The following is a 17368-nucleotide window of genomic DNA, read 5'->3' on the forward strand; positions in this document are numbered from 1 at the left end:
ATCAGTGAGCCGGGCGGCGCTGCCGGTCTCCCGGCTCCGGCCGCCGGCCGGTCACAGCCCGAAGAACGCGAGGTAGGCGTCGATCTGGTGGGCGAGCATCGGCTCGCCGGGATGCGCCCGCAGGCCCCGGGCCCGCGCCTCGGCCAGCAGGACCGTCTCCGCCGGCGTCATGATGATGTCGGCCACCACGGCGTCCGCCGGCAGGTCGGCCACCGCGAACGGCGGCGGGTCGTCGGGGCGCAGCCCCAGGGGCGTGGCGTTGACCGCGAGGTCGGCGTCGGCCAGGCGCGGTCGCGCCGTCGCGCCGACCCGGCCGGGGTACGCGGCACAGAGCCGCCGCCGCAGCGTCTCCAGCCGGCCCGGGTCGGTGTCGCTCAGCCGCAGCTCCGCCACGCCGGCGTCGAGCAGGGCCACCGCGATCGCGCTGCCCGCCCCGCCCGCGCCCACCACGCACGCCCGGCGGCCCCGCGGGTGGTGTCCGGCCCCGGCCAGCCCGCGGACGAACCCGTCGCCGTCGAAGGTGTCCGCGGTCCAGGTCCCGTCGGGCTCGCGCCGCAGCGCGTTGGCGCTGCCGGCCAGGCGGGCGCGGTCGCTGGCCCGGTCGGCGAGGTCCAGCGCGGCGGCCTTGTGCGGCACGGTGACCAGCATCCCGTGCAGGTTCGCCACCCGTTGCAGCCCCCGCACCACCTGGGTGAGGTCGGCCGCCGCCGCGTGGACCGGGACGAGCACCGCGTCGGTGCCGCGCCGGGCGAGCACCGGGTTGAGCAGCCCGGGGGCGCGCACCTGGGCGATCGGGTCGCCGAGCAGCGCGTACACCCGGGTGGCGCCGCCTATCTCGGTCATGGGCGTCTCCCGCGGGGGCAGGGGTCGTCCGGCGCGGCCGGACCGGGGCGGTGCCGACCCTACGCGACGGGTACGCCCGCCCCGACCCGGGCACGTCGGCCACCGGCGGCCGACGTGCCGCGCCCACCCGGCCGGAGTCGGCCGGGTGGGCGCGTCGGTGTCCGTGGGTTCTCAGCCGCTGGACGACGGCCTGCGGATCGCGTCGCGCACGCGGTCGATGACCGCCAGCGCCGGTCCGGCCGCGAGGTTGCCCTTCGCGGACTGGGCGCTGGGGTGCGGGCGCGTCGGCGCGGTCGCCTCCGCCATCCGTACGGCGCCGGCCATCGTGCGGAGCCGGTCGGCGGGTACGTGCTGGCGCAGCAGCGGGAACTCCTGGCGTTCCTCGTAGCGGGCGTGGGTGAGTACCGCGTCGCGCAGCAGGATGATGCCGGTGTCGAAGCCCTCGGCGTCGACACCTCCGGCGATCAGGGTCTTCAGCGTCTCCTTGGCCTGGCGTTCCTCGGCGAGGCGCTCGTCGACCATGGCGTCGCCGCCCCCGCCCGGCAGCGTCCGGGCCAGCGGGTGGACGACCTCCTCCTCGGCGGTCTCGTGCGCGGCGAGGAGCTTCACCAGGTCGTCGAAGGCGTCCCGGCGGGTATCGCCGGTGCTGCCGATGACCAGCAGGAACAGCTCCTCGATGCGCGCGTGCTGGGCCAGCAGCAGGTCGACGACGTCGTCCTCGGGGCCGCGCGTGGCCGGGGCACCGGTGTCAGGCATGGCTGCCTCCCCGCGCGCGCAGCGACTCCACCGGGTGGGGCCCCTCGGTCTCGACGCGGTACTCGTCGCCGAAGCGCTCGCGGTGCATGTCGATGACCTGCTCGCTCGGCGGCTTCTGCCCGTCGTGCAGCTGCTGCTGCATCGACTCGAACCGCTCGTGCGCCTCCCGCACGTACCCCTCGCCGATCTTGTTCAGGTCGACCTGGGTGGCGAGCAGGTGCCGCAGGTACTCCTTGTTCGGCTCGAAGGTCAGCGGCTCGGGCAGGCCCGCGTTGCCCACGATCTCCTCCGGCTCGCGGCCGTCGTGGCGGCGTAGCAGGTCGGCGGCCTGTTGCAGGTGCGCCAGCTCCATCTGCAGGTGCAGCTCCCACACCGCCTTGATGCGCGGGTCGCTCTCCTGCTGCATGAAGGAGTAGTAGAGCCAGCACTCGTTGTACTCGTGGGTGAGCAGCCGCTCCCACCAGTTCTCGCCCGGGTCGAGCAGCGACTCGTAGTGCGTGACGTGCTCCTGCTCGATGAGGCTGATCTCCTGGTAGAGCTGCCGCGCGATCGGCTCCATGTACTGCGGCCCGACGTTCATGTAATAGAACATGACCTGCTGCTCGGCCGACAGGATGGTCAGCGCGTGCAGCTTGGAGCGGGGGTCGACGGTGTTGCGGTCGTACGGGGTGCGCACCTCGTCGAACGGGTGCCGGTGCTCGACGACGGTGGGCCGGCCGGGCATGACCTCGGTCAGGCCCTGCACGATCTTGTCCGCCTTGCGGCGTTCCACCATCTCGTAGAGGTTGGCGTAGCGGTACAGGTGGTCGAAGTCCTCCAGGACGCCGAACTCGTAGCCCTGCTTCAGGTACGGGTCCGGCTCGTGCCGGGCCACCCACGCGGTCAGGTCGACGGCCACCTGCTCGTAGCCGAGCGTCGTCTCCAGCACGCTCGCGGCACCGGGCAGCAGCCAGTTCACCACCCGCTGCTGCTGGCTCTCCAGGTAGCGCACGTACGCCAACTGCCGGCGGACCTCCTGGTCGGGGCAGTTGCGGGCGAACTGGTGCTGGAAGTTGATCGCCTCGACCTCGATGCCGTTCATGGTGATGATTCGGCAGCGGGTGTACGGGTCGACCGCCTCCGGGTCGATCGGCTCCACGTTGAGTTCGCGCCAGTTGCGGATCTGGCTCTCCAGTGGGATTCCTTTGTGCTCCAACGGGTTGAACACGGCGTCTCCTTCATCGGCCGGGGTATCGACTGCCCTACCCCGACAGTCCGGGCGAAAACGGCCGGCCCGAGTTTCCCGGTCCGGACTGGCGATTTCACCGATGCGCCGCCGCCGGCACCGTCGAAGACTGATGCATGTCGATATGCCCCGTCCCGTAGGGAGTGCCCGACGTGTCATCACCCACCACCACCGCCCGTCCCCGTCCCGCCACCCGCCTCGCCGGGCTGGCCGTGGCCGCCGTCCTCGCCACGGTGGGCGCGCTGGCCGCGCCGCCGGCCGCCCAGGCCGCCGACAACCCGTACGAGCGCGGTCCCGCCCCGAGCGTCGCCCTGCTGGAGGCCAGCCGCGGCCCGTTCGCCACCGCGTCGCAGAGCGTCTCCTCGCTGAGCGTCACCGGCTTTGGCGGGGGCGTCATCTACTACCCGACCAGCACCGCCGAGGGCACCTTCGGCGCCGTCGCCATCTCGCCCGGCTACACCGCCGCCTGGTCCAGCATCGACTGGCTCGGTCCGCGGATCGCCTCGCACGGCTTCGTGGTGATCGGCATCGAGACCAACAGCCGCCTCGACCAGCCCGACAGTCGCGGCCGGCAGCTGCTCGCCGCGCTCGACTACCTGACGCAGCGCAGCTCGGTGCGCGGCCGGATCGACGCCAGCCGCCTCGCCGTCTCCGGCCACTCGATGGGTGGCGGCGGCAGCCTGGAGGCGGCGGTCGCCCGGCCGTCGTTGCAGGCCGCCGTGCCGCTCGCGCCGTGGAACCTGGACAAGTCCTGGTCCGACGTCCGGGTGCCGACGCTGATCATCGGCGGCGAGAGCGACAGCATCGCGCCGGTCTCGTCGCACTCGGAGCCGTTCTACAGCAGCATCCCGGCGTCGTCGGAGAAGGCGTACCTGGAGCTCAACGGGGCGAGCCACTTCTTCCCGCAGACGGTCAACACGCCCACCGCCCGGCAGGCCGTGGCCTGGTTGAAGCGGTTCGTCGACGACGACACCCGCTACGAGCAGTTCCTCTGCCCCGGCCCGACCGGTTCCGCCATCCAGGAGTACCGCAACACCTGCCCGAGCGCCTGACACCTGCCGGGGCGACCGCCACCCGCGGTCGCCCCTCGGCGCGTGGCTGCCCGCCCGGTGCAGAAACCGTCGGTCGCCGTCCCGGTCGGGCGGCGACCGACGAGCGTGTGCGCCCGGGGTGTCGAAGCTATTGACGGCCCACGTCAGAAACGTACACTCCCAGTGTAAATACTGGCGGCTGCCGGGGGGACGGGTGATGGAGCAAGGGCTCGCACTGCACCACATCGGGGTCCGCTTCGGCGGCCTCACCGCCCTCGACGACGTCTCGCTGCGGGTGCCGCCCGGCCGGGTGGTCGGCGTGATCGGTCCCAACGGGGCCGGCAAGACCACGCTGTTCAACGTCGTCTGCGGCTTCGTCCCGCCGGACGAGGGCTCGCTGACGCTCGACGGCCGGCCGCTGCGCCCGCGCCCGCACCGGCTGACCCGGCTGGGCGTCGCCCGCACGTTGCAGGGCACCGGGCTCTTCGCGGGGCTCACCGTGCTGGAGAACGTGATGACCGGGGCCACCCACACGGCCCGCGCCGGCTTCCTCGCCGCTCTGCTGGGCCTGCCCCGCAGCGACCGCGACGAGCGCCGGCTGCGCCGGCACGCCCTCGACGTCCTCGACACCCTGGGCATCGCCGGGCACGCCGACGCCGCGCCGGGCACGCTGCCCTTCGCCGTACGCCAGCGGGTCGCCCTGGCCCGCGCGCTGGCCGCGCGTCCCCGGCTGCTCCTGCTCGACGAGCCCGCCGGGGGCCTGGGCGGCGACGACATCGCCGAGCTGGCGGAGCTGATCCGGGGGCTGCCCCGACGCGACGCCGACCCCTGCGCGGTCCTGCTGGTGGAGCACCACATGGACCTGGTGATGTCCGTCTGCGACGAGATCGTGGTGCTCGACTTCGGGCGGGTGATCGCCGCCGGCACCCCCGACGAGGTGCGCGACGACCCGGCGGTCGCCGACGCCTACCTCGGCGCGGCGGTCGACGAGGCCGCCGCATGACCGGCGAGGACCTGCTCGAGGTGCGCGGCCTGGTGGCCGGCTACGGCGGCGCGCCGGTGCTGCACGGGATCGACCTCACCGTCACGCGGGGCGCCATCGCGGCGGTGGTCGGCGCCAACGGGGCCGGCAAGACCACCCTGCTGCGCACCCTGTCCGGCATGCTGCGTCCGGCGGCCGGCCGGGTCGTCCTGGCCGGGGAGGACCTGCGCGGCGTCCCCGTCGAGCAGCTCGTGCGTCGCGGCATGGCCCACGTGCCGGAGGGCCGCGGGGTGGTCGGCGAGCTGACGGTGGACGAGAACCTGCGCCTCGGCGGGCTGTGGCGGCGCGACCGGGCCGACGCCGCCCGCGCCCTCGACGAGGTCTACCAGCTCTTCGAGCCGCTGGCCCGGCGGCGGCGACACCTCGGGCACCAGCTCTCCGGCGGCGAGCGGCAGATGCTCGCCCTCGGCCGGGCCCTCGTCGGCCGGCCCCGCCTGCTGCTGCTCGACGAGCCGTCGCTCGGCCTGGCGCCGCGGGTGGTCGCCCAGACCATGGCCCTGCTGCGCCGGCTGCGCGACGACACCGGGCTGACCGTCCTGCTCGTCGAGCAGAACGTGCGCAGCGCGCTGTCCGTCGCCGACCAGGGTGTGGTGATGTCCCTGGGCCGGGTCGTCACCACCGCCCCGGCCGCCCGGCTGCGCGACGACGCCGACCTGCGGCACGCCTATCTCGGCTTCTGAACCCCTCGTCCCCGCAAGGGAGGACCGTTGGACCGCTTCGTCTTCCTCACCCTCGACGGCTTGTCCAGGGGCGCGGTCCTCGCCGCGTTCGCCCTGGCGCTGGTGCTCATCTGGCGGGCGGCCCGGATCGTCAACTTCGCCCAGGGCGCGATGGCCGTCGCCACCGCGTACGTGGCCTACAGCGTCTCCGCCGCCACCGGCTCGTACTGGCTGGGCTTCCTGGCCGCGCTCGGCGCCGGGCTGCTCCTCGGCGCGGCGGTGGACCTGGTCGTCATGCGCTTCGTCGACCACACCTCGCCGCTCAATCCGGTGATCGTCGCGCTGGGGCTGGTGCTGCTGATCCAGGCCGTCCTCGGCATGGCGTACGGCAGCGAGTTCCTGCCCGCCGCGACACCGTTCTCGCGGACCGCGCTGACCGTGGGCGGCGTCGCCGTCCTGTCGCCGTACGACCTGTTCGTCTTCGCGGCGGTCGCGGTGGTGGTCGTGGGGCTCGCCTGGACCTTCACCCGCACGGCGGTGGGCCTGCGGATGCGCGCGGCGGCGTTCGCCCCCGAGGTGTCCCGGCTGCTCGGGGTGAACGTCGGCGGCATGCTCACCCTCGGGTGGGCGCTGGCCTCCGGGGTCGGCGCCCTGGCCGGCATGCTGGTCATCCCCACCGAGCTGGGCCTGCACCCGCACGCGATGGACCTGGTCTTCGTCTCGGCCTTCACCGCCGCCGTGGTGGGCGGGCTGGACAGTCCACCGGGCGCGGTGGTCGGCGGCCTCGCGGTCGGCCTGCTGCTCTCCTACGTCAGCGGCTACGCCGGCAGCGACGTCACCCCGCTCGCGGTGCTGGTGCTGCTGCTGGCGGTGCTGCTGGTGCGTCCCGGTGGGCTGTTCGCCCCGGTCGCGGCGAGGCGGGTGTGAGCGCCACCCGGGCGGTGACCCCGCCGGAGACGAAGGCGCGGGTCGGCCGCCCCGGCCCTGCCGGGCCCCGCCTCGGCTCGACCCTGCTGCGCCACCTCGGCCTCGCGGCCGTCGCCGCGCTGCTGCTGGTGGCCGCCAGCTACGGACTGGAGCCGTTCCGCAACTTCCAGCTCGCGACCGTGGCCGCCTACCTGTGCGCCACCGCCGGGCTGACCGTCCTCACCGGGCTCAACGGTCAGCTCTCGCTGGGGCACGGCGCGCTGATGGCGACCGGCGCCTACACCGTGGCCCTGTGCCAGAACGCGTTCGCGGACGCCGGGATGACCGGCGGCTGGCTGCTCCCGGTGTCGCTGGGCGCGGCCGTCCTGGCCACCCTCGTGGTGGGCGCCGTGGTCGGGGTGGCCGCCGCCCGGCTGCGCGGCCCGTACCTGGCCGGCGTCACCCTGGCCGTGGCGGTCGTGGTGCCGGCGCTGACCGTCACCTTCGACGGCGTGTTCAACGGCGAGCAGGGGCTGGCGGTGCCGGTCGAGCCGCCGCCGGTGGCCCTCGGCGCGTACTTCCCCTACGAGCGGTGGCAGCTCTGGGTGACCGCCGCGGCCACCCTGCTGGCCCTGCTGCTGCTGGCCAACCTCGTCCGCAGCCGGTACGGCCGCACCTTCCGCGCGGTCCGCGACGACGAGGTCGCCGCCCGCCTCGCCGGCATCCACGTCGCCCGCACCCAGGTCCTCGCCTTCGTGGTCAGCGCGGCCGGCGCCGGGCTCGGCGGCGCCCTGCTCGCGGTGCTCGCGCAGAGCGTGTCGCCCGGGGCCTTCTCGCTGACGCTGTCGCTGTTCCTGCTGATGGCGGTCGTCATCGGCGGGCTGGGCAGCCTCGCCGGCGCGGCCTGGGGCGCCGTCCTGCTGGTCGCCCTGCCCGACCTGACGCACGCCCTCACCGAGCAGCTCACCCTGTCGCCGGCGGTCGCGCAGCGGGTCGAGGGCAACCTGCCGCTGGCGATCTTCGGCCTCACCCTGGTCGTCGTCATGATCGCCGCTCCCGGCGGCGTGCAGGGCCTGCTGTCCCGGCTGGCCCGGGCCGTCTCCGCGCGTCGGGCCGGCCGGCGGCGGTCCTGAGCCGCCCCGCCGGCCGTCCGCACCCCACGACCCACCATCCGCACCACGACCACCCACCACCACCCGGACCGAGGAAAGGTCGGTGTCTGACATGACACGAACGGCACGGCGCGGCCTCGCGCTCGCCACCGCCATCACCCTGCTCGTCGCCTCCGCCGCCTGCACCGGGGACGACGGTGGCGGCGGCGGAGGCCCGGTTCCCGGCGTCACGGACACCGAGATCGTGGTGGGCACGCACATGCCGCTCACCGGTCCGGCCTCCGCCGGCTACTCCAAGATCGCTCCCGCCACGAAGGCGTACTTCGACCACGTCAACGCCAACGGGGGCGTGCACGGCCGGAAGATCACCTACAAGATCATGGACGACGGCTACAACCCGGCGAACACGCAGCAGGTGGTCCGCCAGCTCGTCCTGCAGGACAAGGTCTTCGCCATCCTCAACGGGCTCGGCACGCCGACCCACACCGGCGTGCTCGACTTCCTCAAGAGCAACCGGGTGCCCGACCTCTTCGTCGCCTCCGGAAGCCGCAGCTGGGACCAGCCCGACCGGTATCCGGGCACGTTCGGCTTCAACCCCGACTACACGGTGGAGGGCAAGATCCTGGCCCAGCACGTGAAGACCAGCCTGCCGGGGCGCAAGGTCTGCTTCCTCGGCCAGGACGACGACTTCGGCCGCGACAGCCTGGTCGGCGTGGAGAAGGTGCTCGGCGCCGGCACGGTGGCGGCGAAGCAGACGTACGTCACCAGCAACACCAACGTGGCGCCCCAGATCGGCGCGTTCAAGGCGGCCGGCTGCCAGGTGGTCATCCTCGCCACCGTGCCCGGCTTCACCGCCCTGGCCGTCGGCACCGCCGCCCGGCTGAACTTCACGCCGCAGTGGCTGGTCTCCAACGTCGGCGCCGACCACCCGACGCTGGCCAAGCAGCTCGGCGCCGCGGCGGGCCTGCTCGAGGGCATGGTCGGCGCCAACTACCTGCCGATGCAGAACGACGCCGCCGACCCGTGGATCCAGCTCTTCACCAAAATCAACAAGGAGTACAACGGGGACGCGCCGTTCGACGGCAACACCGTCTACGGCATGGCGGTCGGTTACCTCTTCGTGCAGGTGCTCCTCGCCGCCGGCAAGGACCTCACCCGCGAGGCGGTCACCGAGGCCGTCCGCAAGGGCGGCTACCAGGGGCCCGGCCTGGCCCCGCTGCGCTACTCCGACACCGACCACTCCGGCTACGGCGGGCAGCGGCTGACCCGGGTGAGCGGCGGGACGCAGGCCTACTTCGGGCCGACGTACGAGACGGACGAGGGCGACGGGCCGGTACGCGAGCACACCGCCCCGCCGGTGGCGCCGCCGGCCAACGGGGTGCCGACGGCCTCCTGACCGGTCGTACCCGGCACCGGCCGGGCGTGGCGCGTCGGCCTCCCGACCCGCCACGCCCGGCCGGCGTCAGCTCAGCCGCTCGACGACCATCGCCATGCCCTGGCCGCCGCCGACGCACATGGTCGCCAGCCCGATCTCCTGGTCGTGCCAGCGCAGCGAGTTGATCAGCGTGGTGGTGATCCGGGCGCCGGTCATGCCGAACGGGTGGCCCACCGCGATCGCGCCCCCGTTGACGTTGAGCCGGTCCCAGTCGATCCCCAGCTCCCGGGCGCTGGGCAGCACCTGCGCGGCGAACGCCTCGTTGATCTCGACGAGGTCGACGTCGTCGACGGACATGCCGGCCCGGCGCAGCGCCTGCCGCGACGCCGCCACCGGCCCGAGCCCCATGATCTCGGGGGAGAGGGCGCTCAGGCCGGTGGAGACGATCCGGGCCAGCGGGGTGACGCCCAGCTCCCGCGCCCGTACGTCCGACATCACGACGAGCGCGGCGGCGCCGTCGTTGAGCGGGCAGCAGTTGCCGGCGGTCACCGTGCCGTCGGGCCGGAACACCGGCGGCAGCGCCGCCACCGCCTCCAGGGTCACCCCGGCGCGCGGCCCGTCGTCGGCGGCCACCACCGCCCCGCCGGGGACGGTGACCGGGGTGATCTCGCGGGCCCAGAAGCCGTCGGCGATCGCCTTCTCGGCCAGCAGCTGCGACCGTACGGCGAACTCGTCCTGGCTCAGCCGGGACACCCCGCGCAGGTGCGCCACGTTCTCGGCGGTCTGTCCCATCGCGACGTAGACGTCCGGCAGTTCGCCGTCCTCGCGCGGGTCGTGCCAGCCCGACAGGTCGCCGGCCGCCCTGGTCGCGGTGCGCTCCAGGGCTTCGGCGAAGGCGGGATTGGTGGTGCCGGGGTGCCCGTCGGCGCGGCCCCGGTCGTAGCGGGAGACGCACTCCACCCCGACCGAGAGGAAGGCGTGGCCCTCGCCCGCGCGGATGGCGTGCAGGGCCATCCGGGTGGTCTGCAACGACGACGAGCAGTACCGGTTGACGGTCGTGCCGGGCAGGTGGTCCAGCCCGAGCAGGGTGCCGACCACCCGGGCGAGGTTGTGGCCCTGCTCGCCCGCCGGCTGCCCGCAGCCGAGCATCAGGTCGTCGATCTCGCGCGGGTCGAGCGCCGGCACCTGGTCGAGGGCGGCGCGCACGATGGTGGCGGCCAGGTCGTCGGCGCGCAGGTCGCGCAGGGAGCCCTTGCGCGCGCGCCCGATCGGTGACCTGGCGGCGGCGACGATGACGGCTTCGGGCATGGGAGCGTCCTCTCCGGAGGGCGAACTATCTGCATCGACAGTGCTGTTATCCCGAGACGCTGTCAATGGAATGTGACCTGTCCATCGACGTTCCGTCGTTGACGAGTGCCGACCGCCCTCCTACTATCTGCATCGTGAATGCATATTCGGGGCGACTCGCGGGCCGGGTCGCCCTCGTCACGGGCGCCAGTCGCGGCATCGGCCTGGCCGTCGCCCGCCGGCTCGTGGCCGAGGGTGCCCGCGTCGGGCTGACCGCGCGACACCCGGAGGCCCTGGCCGAGGCGGTCGCGGCCCTGGGCGGGCCCGCCCACGCGGTGGCCGTCGCCGGCCGGGCCGACGACGCGGGGCACCGACGGGCGGCGGTCGACGCCGTGGCCGAGGCGTTCGGGCCGGTCGACGTGCTGGTCAACAACGTCGGCATCAATCCGGCGTACGGGCCGCTGGTCGAGCTGGACCTGGCGGCGGCCCGCAAGATCCTCGACGTGAACCTGGTCGGCACGCTCGGCTGGGTGCAGCAGGTCGCCGCGGGGATGGGCGAGCGCGGCGGCTGCGTCGTCAACGTCTCCTCGATCGCCGGCCGCACCCCGTCGCCCGGCATCGCGTTCTACGGGGTGAGCAAGGCCGCCGTCGACCACCTCACCGCGTGCCTGGCCGTCGAGCTGGCCCCGAGGGTCCGGGTCAACGCGGTCGCGCCCGCCGTGGTGAAGACCCGCTTCGCGGCGGCGCTGCACGAGGGCCGGGAGGAGGAGGTCGCCCGGGCGTACCCGCTCGGGCGCCTCGGGCTGCCGCGGGACGTGGCCGGCGCGGTCGCCTTCCTCGCCTCCGACGACGCCGCCTGGATCACCGGGCAGACCCTCGTCCTCGACGGCGGGGTCAGCCTCGCCGGCCGGCCCGCCGGATGACCGCGCCGGGCCCGGGCCGGGGCCGGACGGTCGCCGGGTCGCCCGCGGCTAGACTCGGCGCGGCGGTACGGGCGACGTGACGGCGATGAGGAGGCGGGCGCGGATGGGTGGTGCCGAGGCGCCGGTCCGGGTCGACGGCCGGACCGCCCGGGCCGAACGCACCCGGGCGGCGATCGTCGAGGCGCACCTGGCGCTCATCTCCGAGGGGGACCTGCGCCCGACCGGCGAGCGCATCGCCGAGCGGGCCGGCATCTCGCTGCGGACGCTCTGGACCAACTTCAAGGACATGGAAACGCTGTTCGAGGCCAGCGGCGCGGAGCTGCTCCGGCAGCAGGACGCCGCCCACCGGCCGATCTCGCCGGCGCTGCCGCTGGCCCGGCGGGTCGACGCGTACTGCCGGCAGCGGGCCCGGCTGCTCCAGCTCATCGCCCCGTCGGCCCGCGCCGCCCAGATGCGCGAGCCGGTCTCCGGGCAGCTGCGCCGCAACCGCCTCAAGCACACCGAGCGGGTGCGCGACGAGGTCGAGCAGCTCTTCGCCGCCGAGCTGGAGCAGGCCGGCCCGGACCGGGATCAGGTGGTGCACGCCCTGGTGGCCGCGAGCATGTGGCCGGCCTGGTCGATGCTGCGCGACGGGCTGGGGCTGGGCGTGGACCAGGCCCGCGCGGTGATGACCCGGACGGTCGCCGCCCTGCTGGCCGACATCGGCCCGCGCTGACGCGCGACGTGGGAAGGCGGCGCCGCCGGTCTTTCCATCGGGCTACCGATAGGTAACACTCGATTGCATGGTTACTGCATCGTCAGTGCAATTAGCCGTGTTGCGCGGCCGGGCCGACGAGTGCGCCGCGATCCGGCGCCTGCTGGGTGACCTGCCCACCGGCGGGGGAGCGCTGCTGGTCCAGGGCGAGCCCGGCTCCGGCCGGAGCGCGCTCGTCGACTACGCCCACCGGCACGCCGAGGGCTGCACCATCCTGGCCGGCGCCGGGCTGCCCGAGGAGGCGGCCCTGCCGTACGCGGGGCTGCAACGGTTGCTGGACCCGGTGCTCGACCGGGCCGGCGCGCTCCCCGAACAACAGCGGCGGGTGCTGCTGCGGGCGCTGACCGGCGCGGGCTGCCCCGCCCACCGGCGCCTGGCGCTCTCCCTGGCCGTGCTCGGCCTGCTCGCCGCCGCCGCGCGGGACCGCCCGCTGCTGTGCACGATGGACGACGTGGACCGGGGCGACCAGCCCACCGCGGACGCGCTGGCGTTCGTCGCCCGCCGCCTGCGCCGGTCGTCGGTGGCCGTCCTGCTCACCACGGCTGCGGACGTCCCCCTCGGCGGGATAGCCCGGCACCGGCTCCGCCCGCTCGACGACCGGGACAGCGCCGCCCTGCTCGCCGACCGGCTGGCCGGTCGGCCACCCACGCCGCCCGTGGCCGCCGCGCTCGCCACGGCCGCCGGGGGCAACCCGCAGGCCCTCGTCGACCTGGCCGAGGTGCTCACCCCGGGCCAGTGCCGCGGGGAGGAGCCGGTGCCCGAGACGCCCCCGCCCGACGGCAGGCTCGGCCGCGCCTACCGGGCCCGCCTGGACCGGTTGCCGGCCGACACCCGCCGCGTCCTGCTGCTCGCCGCGCTCGACGAGGACGGGGAGCCGGCCACCCTGGTCCGGGCCGCCCGGGTCGCCGGCACGGCGGTCGAGGTGCTCGCGCCGGCCGAACTCGCCGGCCTGGTCCGCATCGAACCGCGACGGGTCACGTTCCCGCAGCCCCTCGTCCGGACCGTGGTGCGGGCCGCCGCGCCGCTGGCCGAGCGGCGCGCGGCGCACCTGCTGCTCGCCGGCGTGCTCGACGGGGCCGGGCACCGGCTGCGCCGGGCGGGGCACCTCGCCGCCGCCGCCCAGGGCCCCGACCCGGCCCTGGCCGCCGAGCTGGAGCAGGCCGCGACCGAGTGCGGGGGCGCGGGTACGGCGGCCTCGGCCGCGCTGCAACGGGCCGCCGAACTCACCGACGACCCGGCACGCGCCGCCGCCCGGCTGGTGGCCGCCGCCAGGTACGCCTGGTCGGCCGGCCGGACGCACCGGGCCCGACTGCTCCTGGGGAGCCTGCCCGCCGCCGTGGACGCCACCGAGGCGGGCCGGGCCGGGCTGCTGCGCGGCGAGCTGGAGCTGCGCGCCGGCCGGCCCCGGTCCGCGCCCGCCACGCTGCTGGCCGCGGCGGACGCGCTGGCCGGCAACGATCGCGCGCTGGCCCTCGGCGCGCTGGTGCGGGCGGGCGAGGCCGCCTGCTTCACCGGCGACCAGTACCGCTACGCCGACGTCGCCCGGCGGGCGCGGCTGTTGCGCCGCCCCGACGACCCACCCGCGACCGAGCTGCTGAGCGCCTACGTCGCCGGGACCGCGGCGACCCTGCGCGGCGACCACGAGCAGGCCGGGCCCGCCCTGCGCCGGGCGGTCGTCCTCGGTGGGCAGCTGACCGGGCCGGCGCTGACCCCCGGGGCCCTGACCTGCGCGGCGGCGGCCGGGCTGCTGGTGGCCGTGGACGGCGCGGCGCACCGGCTCGCCGAGCGCGCCGTCGAGCTGGCCCGCGAGCGCGGCGAGCTGTCCGCCCTGCCGCGAGCCCTGGAGCTGCGGGCTGCCGCCGAGTACTGGCTGGGCCGGCACGACGCCGCGACGGACAGCTCCCGGGAGGGGCTGCGGATCGCCCGGGACACCGGCCAGGAGAACTGGGTCGGCGTGCACCTGGGCATGCTGGCGGTGCTGGCCGCCGTCCGGGCCGACCGCGAGACCGCCCTGTGCCGGATCCGCGAGATCGGCGAGGACCCGGGCGCGCACAGCCGGCCCCGCGCCCTCGCGCAGTGGGCCCTGGCGGTGCTCGACCTGGTCGACAACCGGCCGGCCGCCGCCGCCGCGCGACTGGCCGCGCTGGCCTGCCCGGGCACGGGCCGGGGGCAGGTGCTGGTCCTGGTGATGGCCACCCCGTACCTCGTGGAGGCCGCCGCCGCCGTCGCGGACCGGCCGGCGGCCGGCGCCGCCCTCGCCGTCTTCGACAGGTGGGCCAGCAGTACGGCGAGCCCGTCGCGCCGGGCCCTCTCCGCGCGCTGTCACGGGCTGCTCGCGCCCCGGGGCAGCGCCGAGGCGGAGCGGGAGTTCCGCACCGCACTGCGGCTGCACCCGACGGACGCCGGCGCGTTCGAGCGGGCCCGCACCGAGCTGCTCCTGGGCCGGGAACTGCGCCGCAGCCGCCGGCCGCGCGCGGCGCGCGAGCACCTGCACGCCGCCCGGGAGGCGTTCACCCTGCTCGGGGCGGCCACCTGGGCGGAACAGGCCACCACGGAGCTGCGGGCGGCCGGGGAGTCGGTCGGCCCGCCGGAGGAGTCGGCGGCGCGGCTGCTGACCGGCCAGCAGCTGCGGATCGCGCAGCTGGTCGCCGAGGGCGCCACCAACCGGGAGATCGCCGCCCGGATGTTCCTCTCCACCCGTACGGTCGACCATCACCTCCGCAACATCTTCCACCGCCTCAACATCCGCTCCCGCACGGAACTGGCCCGCGCCCTCTCCTGACCCCTGCCCACCCCGCCCCTCCCACCCCTCCCACCCCGCCCCTCCCACCCCGCCCCCACCCGGCCCGGCGCCGATCATGCAGTTGTGGTGCCCCGCGAAAGCCGCGAAGGGGCACTGATCGCCCACCACAAGTCCATGATCGACGCCGGTGGGGGTGCGGAGGGGGAGGGGGTGGGGTGGGGGGTTAGGGGAGGATCACGGTGCGGGCGCCCTCGCCGCGGGACATGCGGGCGAAGGCCTCGGGGGCGCCGTCGAGGGTGGTCCGGTCGGTGATCAGGTAGCCGAGGTCGAGGGTGCCGTCGAGCACGGACCGGGCGAGCTCGGGTACGTCCCGGTCCGGGTCGGAGGAGCCGTAGACCGAGGAACGCAGGGTCCGGGCCGAGTGGAAGATGTCCAGCGCGCCCAGCCCGACGATGTCGTCCTTGGCCCCCATGCCGACGACGGTCACCTGTCCACCCCGGCGGGTCGCCCGCCAGGCGGTGCGGATCGTGGCCGCCCGCCCGACGCACTCCAGCGCGTGGTCGACGCCCCGACCTTCCGTCCGCTGCCGTACCGCCCGGTTGAGCGAATCGTCGGCGAGCAGGAAGTCGGTGGCGCCGGCCGCCGTGGCCAGCGCCGCCTTGGTCGGGGAGACGTCGACGGCGAGCACCGGGTCGGCGCCGGCGGCCCGCGCGGCGGCGACCACCGACAGCCCCACCCCGCCGAGGCCGATCACGGCCACCGACTCGCCGGGGGCCACCCCCGCCGTGCGGCGGACCGCGCCGACGCCGGTGAGCACGGCGCAGCCCAGCAGCGCCGCCGCCTCGAAGGGCAGCTCCGCCGGGACTCCGATGACGGCGTCCTGCGGCACCACCACCTCCTCGGCGAGGGCGCCGAGGCCGAGCGTGACGTGCAGCGCCTCGCCGGCCGGCGTACGTCCACGGGGGGCCGAGGGCGACCCGGTGCGCTCGCACAGCCACGGCTCGTCCCGCGCGCAGTACCAGCAGCCGCGGCACGGCGGGGCCCAGTTCAGCACCACGTGCGCGCCGGGCGCGACCCGCGTGACGGCGTCGCCCACCTCGACCACCACCCCGGCCGCCTCGTGCCCGAGCACCAGCGGGTACGGCGGTGCGAGCGTCCCGTCGACCATGGACAGGTCGGAGTGGCAGACGCCGGCCGCCCGGACGCTGACCCGTACCTCGTGCGGGCCGGGTTCCGGCAGCTCGATCTCCTCCACCAGCAGCGGGGCGTCGACGGCCCGGACGACCAGCGCCCTCATCGCTGGATGGCCTTGACCTGGAGGAACTCCTCGAGCCCGTGCCGGCCCAGCTCACGGCCGAGGCCGGACTGCTTGTAGCCGCCGAACGGGGCGAGCGGGTTGAACGGGGCGCCGTTGACGTCGACGGCGCCGGTGCGCATCCGCCGGGCCACCCGCAGCGCCCGTTCCCCGTCGGCCGACCAGACCGCGCCGGCCAGCCCGTACCGGGAGTTGTTGGCGACGGCCACCGCCTCGTCGTCGTCGTCGAACGGGATGACCGCGAGGACCGGGCCGAAGACCTCCTCCTGGGCCAGCGCGCTGTCGGGGTCGACGTCAGCGATCACCGTCGGGGCGACGAAGTATCCCCGCTCCGGCAGCGGGGCGTCCGGCCCGCCGGCGACGAGCCGGCCCCCGTCGGCCAGCCCTCGGGCGACGTGCTCGCGGACGCGCTCCCGCTGTGCCGCGGAGACCAGCGGGCCGAGCCGGGTGGCCGGGTCGAACGGGTCGCCGAGCCGGTAGCCCGCCGCTGCCCTGGCGGCCAGGTCGAGGGCCTCGTCGTAGCGGTCGCGGTGCACCAGCAGGCGGGTCCAGGCGGTGCAGGTCTGGCCGGAGTTGAGGAAGGCGTTGCCGACCCCCACCTTCACGGCCGTGGCCAGGTCGGCGTCGTCGAGGACGATGTTGGCCGACTTGCCGCCGAGTTCCAGGGCGACCCGGGCGATCCGGTCGGCGGCGAGGTGGGAGATCCGCCGGCCCGTGGCCGTCGAGCCGGTGAAGGAGACCATGTCGACGTCCGGGTGCGCGGCGATGGCCTCGCCGACCACCGGGCCGGTGCCGGTGACCAGGTTGACCACCCCGGGCGGGAAGCCGGCCTCGTGGATCGCCTCGAAGAGCAGGTACGCCGTCAGCGGGGTCAGCTCGCTCGGCTTGAGCACCACCGTGCAGCCGGCGGCCAGGGCCGGGGCCAGTTTCGCGACGACCTGGTGCAGCGGGTAGTTCCACGGGGTGATCGCCCCGACCACGCCGACCGGTTCCCGGACCACCAGTGAGTTGCCGACGGTCTCGTCCGCCGGAGGACTGGCGGCCAGCTCGACGTAGCTGTGCAGGACGGTCAGCGGCAGGCCGGCCTGGACCCGGGTGGCGACCTTCAGCGGGGTGCCGAGTTCCAGGGCGACGGTGCGGGCGATCTCGTCGGCCCGGGCGGAGAGCGCGGCGTGCAGCCGGTCGAGGCGGGCGCCCCGCTCGGCGGGCGCGGCGTCGGCCCAGCCGGGGAAGGCGGCCCGGGCCGCCGCGACGGCGCGGTCGACGTCGGCCGCCGTGCCGGCCGGAACGGTCGCGACGACCTCCTCGGTCGCCGGGTTCCGCACCGCGACGGTCTCCCCGGAGCCGGCGGCGAGCCACTGTCCGTCGAGGTAGAAGTCGGTCCGTGCGAGATCCAT

General features: G+C 75.4%; 15 protein-coding genes. 9 read left to right on the top strand and 6 right to left on the bottom strand.

The genetic code is table 11. The annotated features are described in order from the left end of the window. Positions 1-51: 51 nt before the first annotated feature. From ACFHW0_RS17285 to ACFHW0_RS17295, 3 genes are all read right to left on the bottom strand, one after another. Positions 52-843, bottom strand: coding sequence for a shikimate dehydrogenase family protein (locus tag ACFHW0_RS17285; protein WP_416608842.1), 792 nt, complete (start codon positions 841-843; stop codon positions 52-54). 171 nt (positions 844-1014) lie between these two features. Continuing rightward, entirely contained in the window at positions 1015-1599 is a 585-nt protein-coding gene (locus ACFHW0_RS17290) for a hemerythrin domain-containing protein (protein ID WP_416608843.1), read from the bottom strand. After that, on the bottom strand, positions 1592-2806 hold the full coding sequence (locus tag ACFHW0_RS17295) for a hypothetical protein (RefSeq protein WP_416608845.1): 1215 nt from the start codon (positions 2804-2806) through the stop codon (positions 1592-1594). Before ACFHW0_RS17295 ends, ACFHW0_RS17290 begins: the two co-directional genes overlap by 8 nt. A gap of 170 nt (positions 2807-2976) precedes the next feature. Here ACFHW0_RS17295 and ACFHW0_RS17300 point away from each other — a divergent pair, with 170 nt between their 5' ends. The 6 genes from ACFHW0_RS17300 to ACFHW0_RS17325 all read left to right on the top strand — a co-directional run bounded on the left by ACFHW0_RS17300 (position 2977) and on the right by ACFHW0_RS17325 (position 8970). Beyond that, positions 2977-3876 carry an alpha/beta hydrolase family protein gene (locus ACFHW0_RS17300; RefSeq protein ID WP_416608847.1) on the top strand — a complete coding sequence of 300 codons (900 nt, stop codon included), beginning with the start codon at positions 2977-2979 and terminating at the stop codon, positions 3874-3876. A 196-nt stretch (positions 3877-4072) separates the two neighbouring features. Continuing rightward, on the top strand, positions 4073-4858 hold the full coding sequence (locus ACFHW0_RS17305) for an ABC transporter ATP-binding protein (RefSeq protein ID WP_416608849.1): 786 nt from the start codon (positions 4073-4075) through the stop codon (positions 4856-4858). Continuing rightward, positions 4855-5577 (top strand): ABC transporter ATP-binding protein, encoded by a 723-nt coding sequence (locus ACFHW0_RS17310; protein WP_121401374.1) that lies wholly within the window; start codon positions 4855-4857, stop codon positions 5575-5577. The genes ACFHW0_RS17305 and ACFHW0_RS17310 overlap by 4 nt, the downstream gene beginning before the upstream one ends. Positions 5578-5604: 27 nt before the next feature. Continuing rightward, positions 5605-6483: a branched-chain amino acid ABC transporter permease gene (locus tag ACFHW0_RS17315; protein WP_121401375.1), complete on the top strand. Its 879-nt coding sequence runs from the start codon at positions 5605-5607 to the stop codon at positions 6481-6483. Further along, complete coding sequence (locus ACFHW0_RS17320) at positions 6480-7595, top strand: branched-chain amino acid ABC transporter permease (RefSeq protein WP_416608852.1); 1116 nt, start codon at positions 6480-6482, stop codon at positions 7593-7595. Before ACFHW0_RS17315 ends, ACFHW0_RS17320 begins: the two co-directional genes overlap by 4 nt. A gap of 91 nt (positions 7596-7686) precedes the next feature. Further along, positions 7687-8970, top strand: a complete 1284-nt coding sequence (locus ACFHW0_RS17325) for an ABC transporter substrate-binding protein (RefSeq protein WP_416608854.1) — start codon at positions 7687-7689, stop codon at positions 8968-8970. A gap of 66 nt (positions 8971-9036) precedes the next feature. Here ACFHW0_RS17325 and ACFHW0_RS17330 read toward each other — a convergent pair whose 3' ends face one another. After that, a complete protein-coding gene (locus tag ACFHW0_RS17330; RefSeq protein ID WP_416608855.1) occupies positions 9037-10257 on the bottom strand; it encodes an acetyl-CoA C-acetyltransferase in 1221 nt (406 codons plus the stop codon). Positions 10258-10391: 134 nt separating this feature from the next. On the opposite strand from ACFHW0_RS17330, the gene ACFHW0_RS17335 reads away from it, so the two are divergent. From ACFHW0_RS17335 to ACFHW0_RS17345, 3 genes are all read left to right on the top strand, one after another. Beyond that, entirely contained in the window at positions 10392-11159 is a 768-nt protein-coding gene (locus tag ACFHW0_RS17335; protein ID WP_416608857.1) for an SDR family oxidoreductase, read from the top strand. Positions 11160-11262: 103 nt separating this feature from the next. Next, positions 11263-11874 (top strand): TetR/AcrR family transcriptional regulator, encoded by a 612-nt coding sequence (locus ACFHW0_RS17340; protein ID WP_416608859.1) that lies wholly within the window; start codon positions 11263-11265, stop codon positions 11872-11874. A 97-nt stretch (positions 11875-11971) separates the two neighbouring features. Then, positions 11972-14695 carry a LuxR C-terminal-related transcriptional regulator gene (locus tag ACFHW0_RS17345; protein ID WP_416608860.1) on the top strand — a complete coding sequence of 908 codons (2724 nt, stop codon included), beginning with the start codon at positions 11972-11974 and terminating at the stop codon, positions 14693-14695. 184 nt (positions 14696-14879) lie between these two features. On the opposite strand, the gene ACFHW0_RS17350 is transcribed toward ACFHW0_RS17345, so the two are convergent. After that, entirely contained in the window at positions 14880-15953 is a 1074-nt protein-coding gene (locus tag ACFHW0_RS17350) for an alcohol dehydrogenase catalytic domain-containing protein (RefSeq protein ID WP_416608862.1), read from the bottom strand. Beyond that, positions 15950-17368: an aldehyde dehydrogenase family protein gene (locus ACFHW0_RS17355; protein WP_416608864.1), complete on the bottom strand. Its 1419-nt coding sequence runs from the start codon at positions 17366-17368 to the stop codon at positions 15950-15952. The genes ACFHW0_RS17350 and ACFHW0_RS17355 overlap by 4 nt, the downstream gene beginning before the upstream one ends.

The organism is Micromonospora sp. LOL_025, assembly GCF_048060285.1.
GTDB lineage: Bacteria > Actinomycetota > Actinomycetes > Mycobacteriales > Micromonosporaceae > Micromonospora.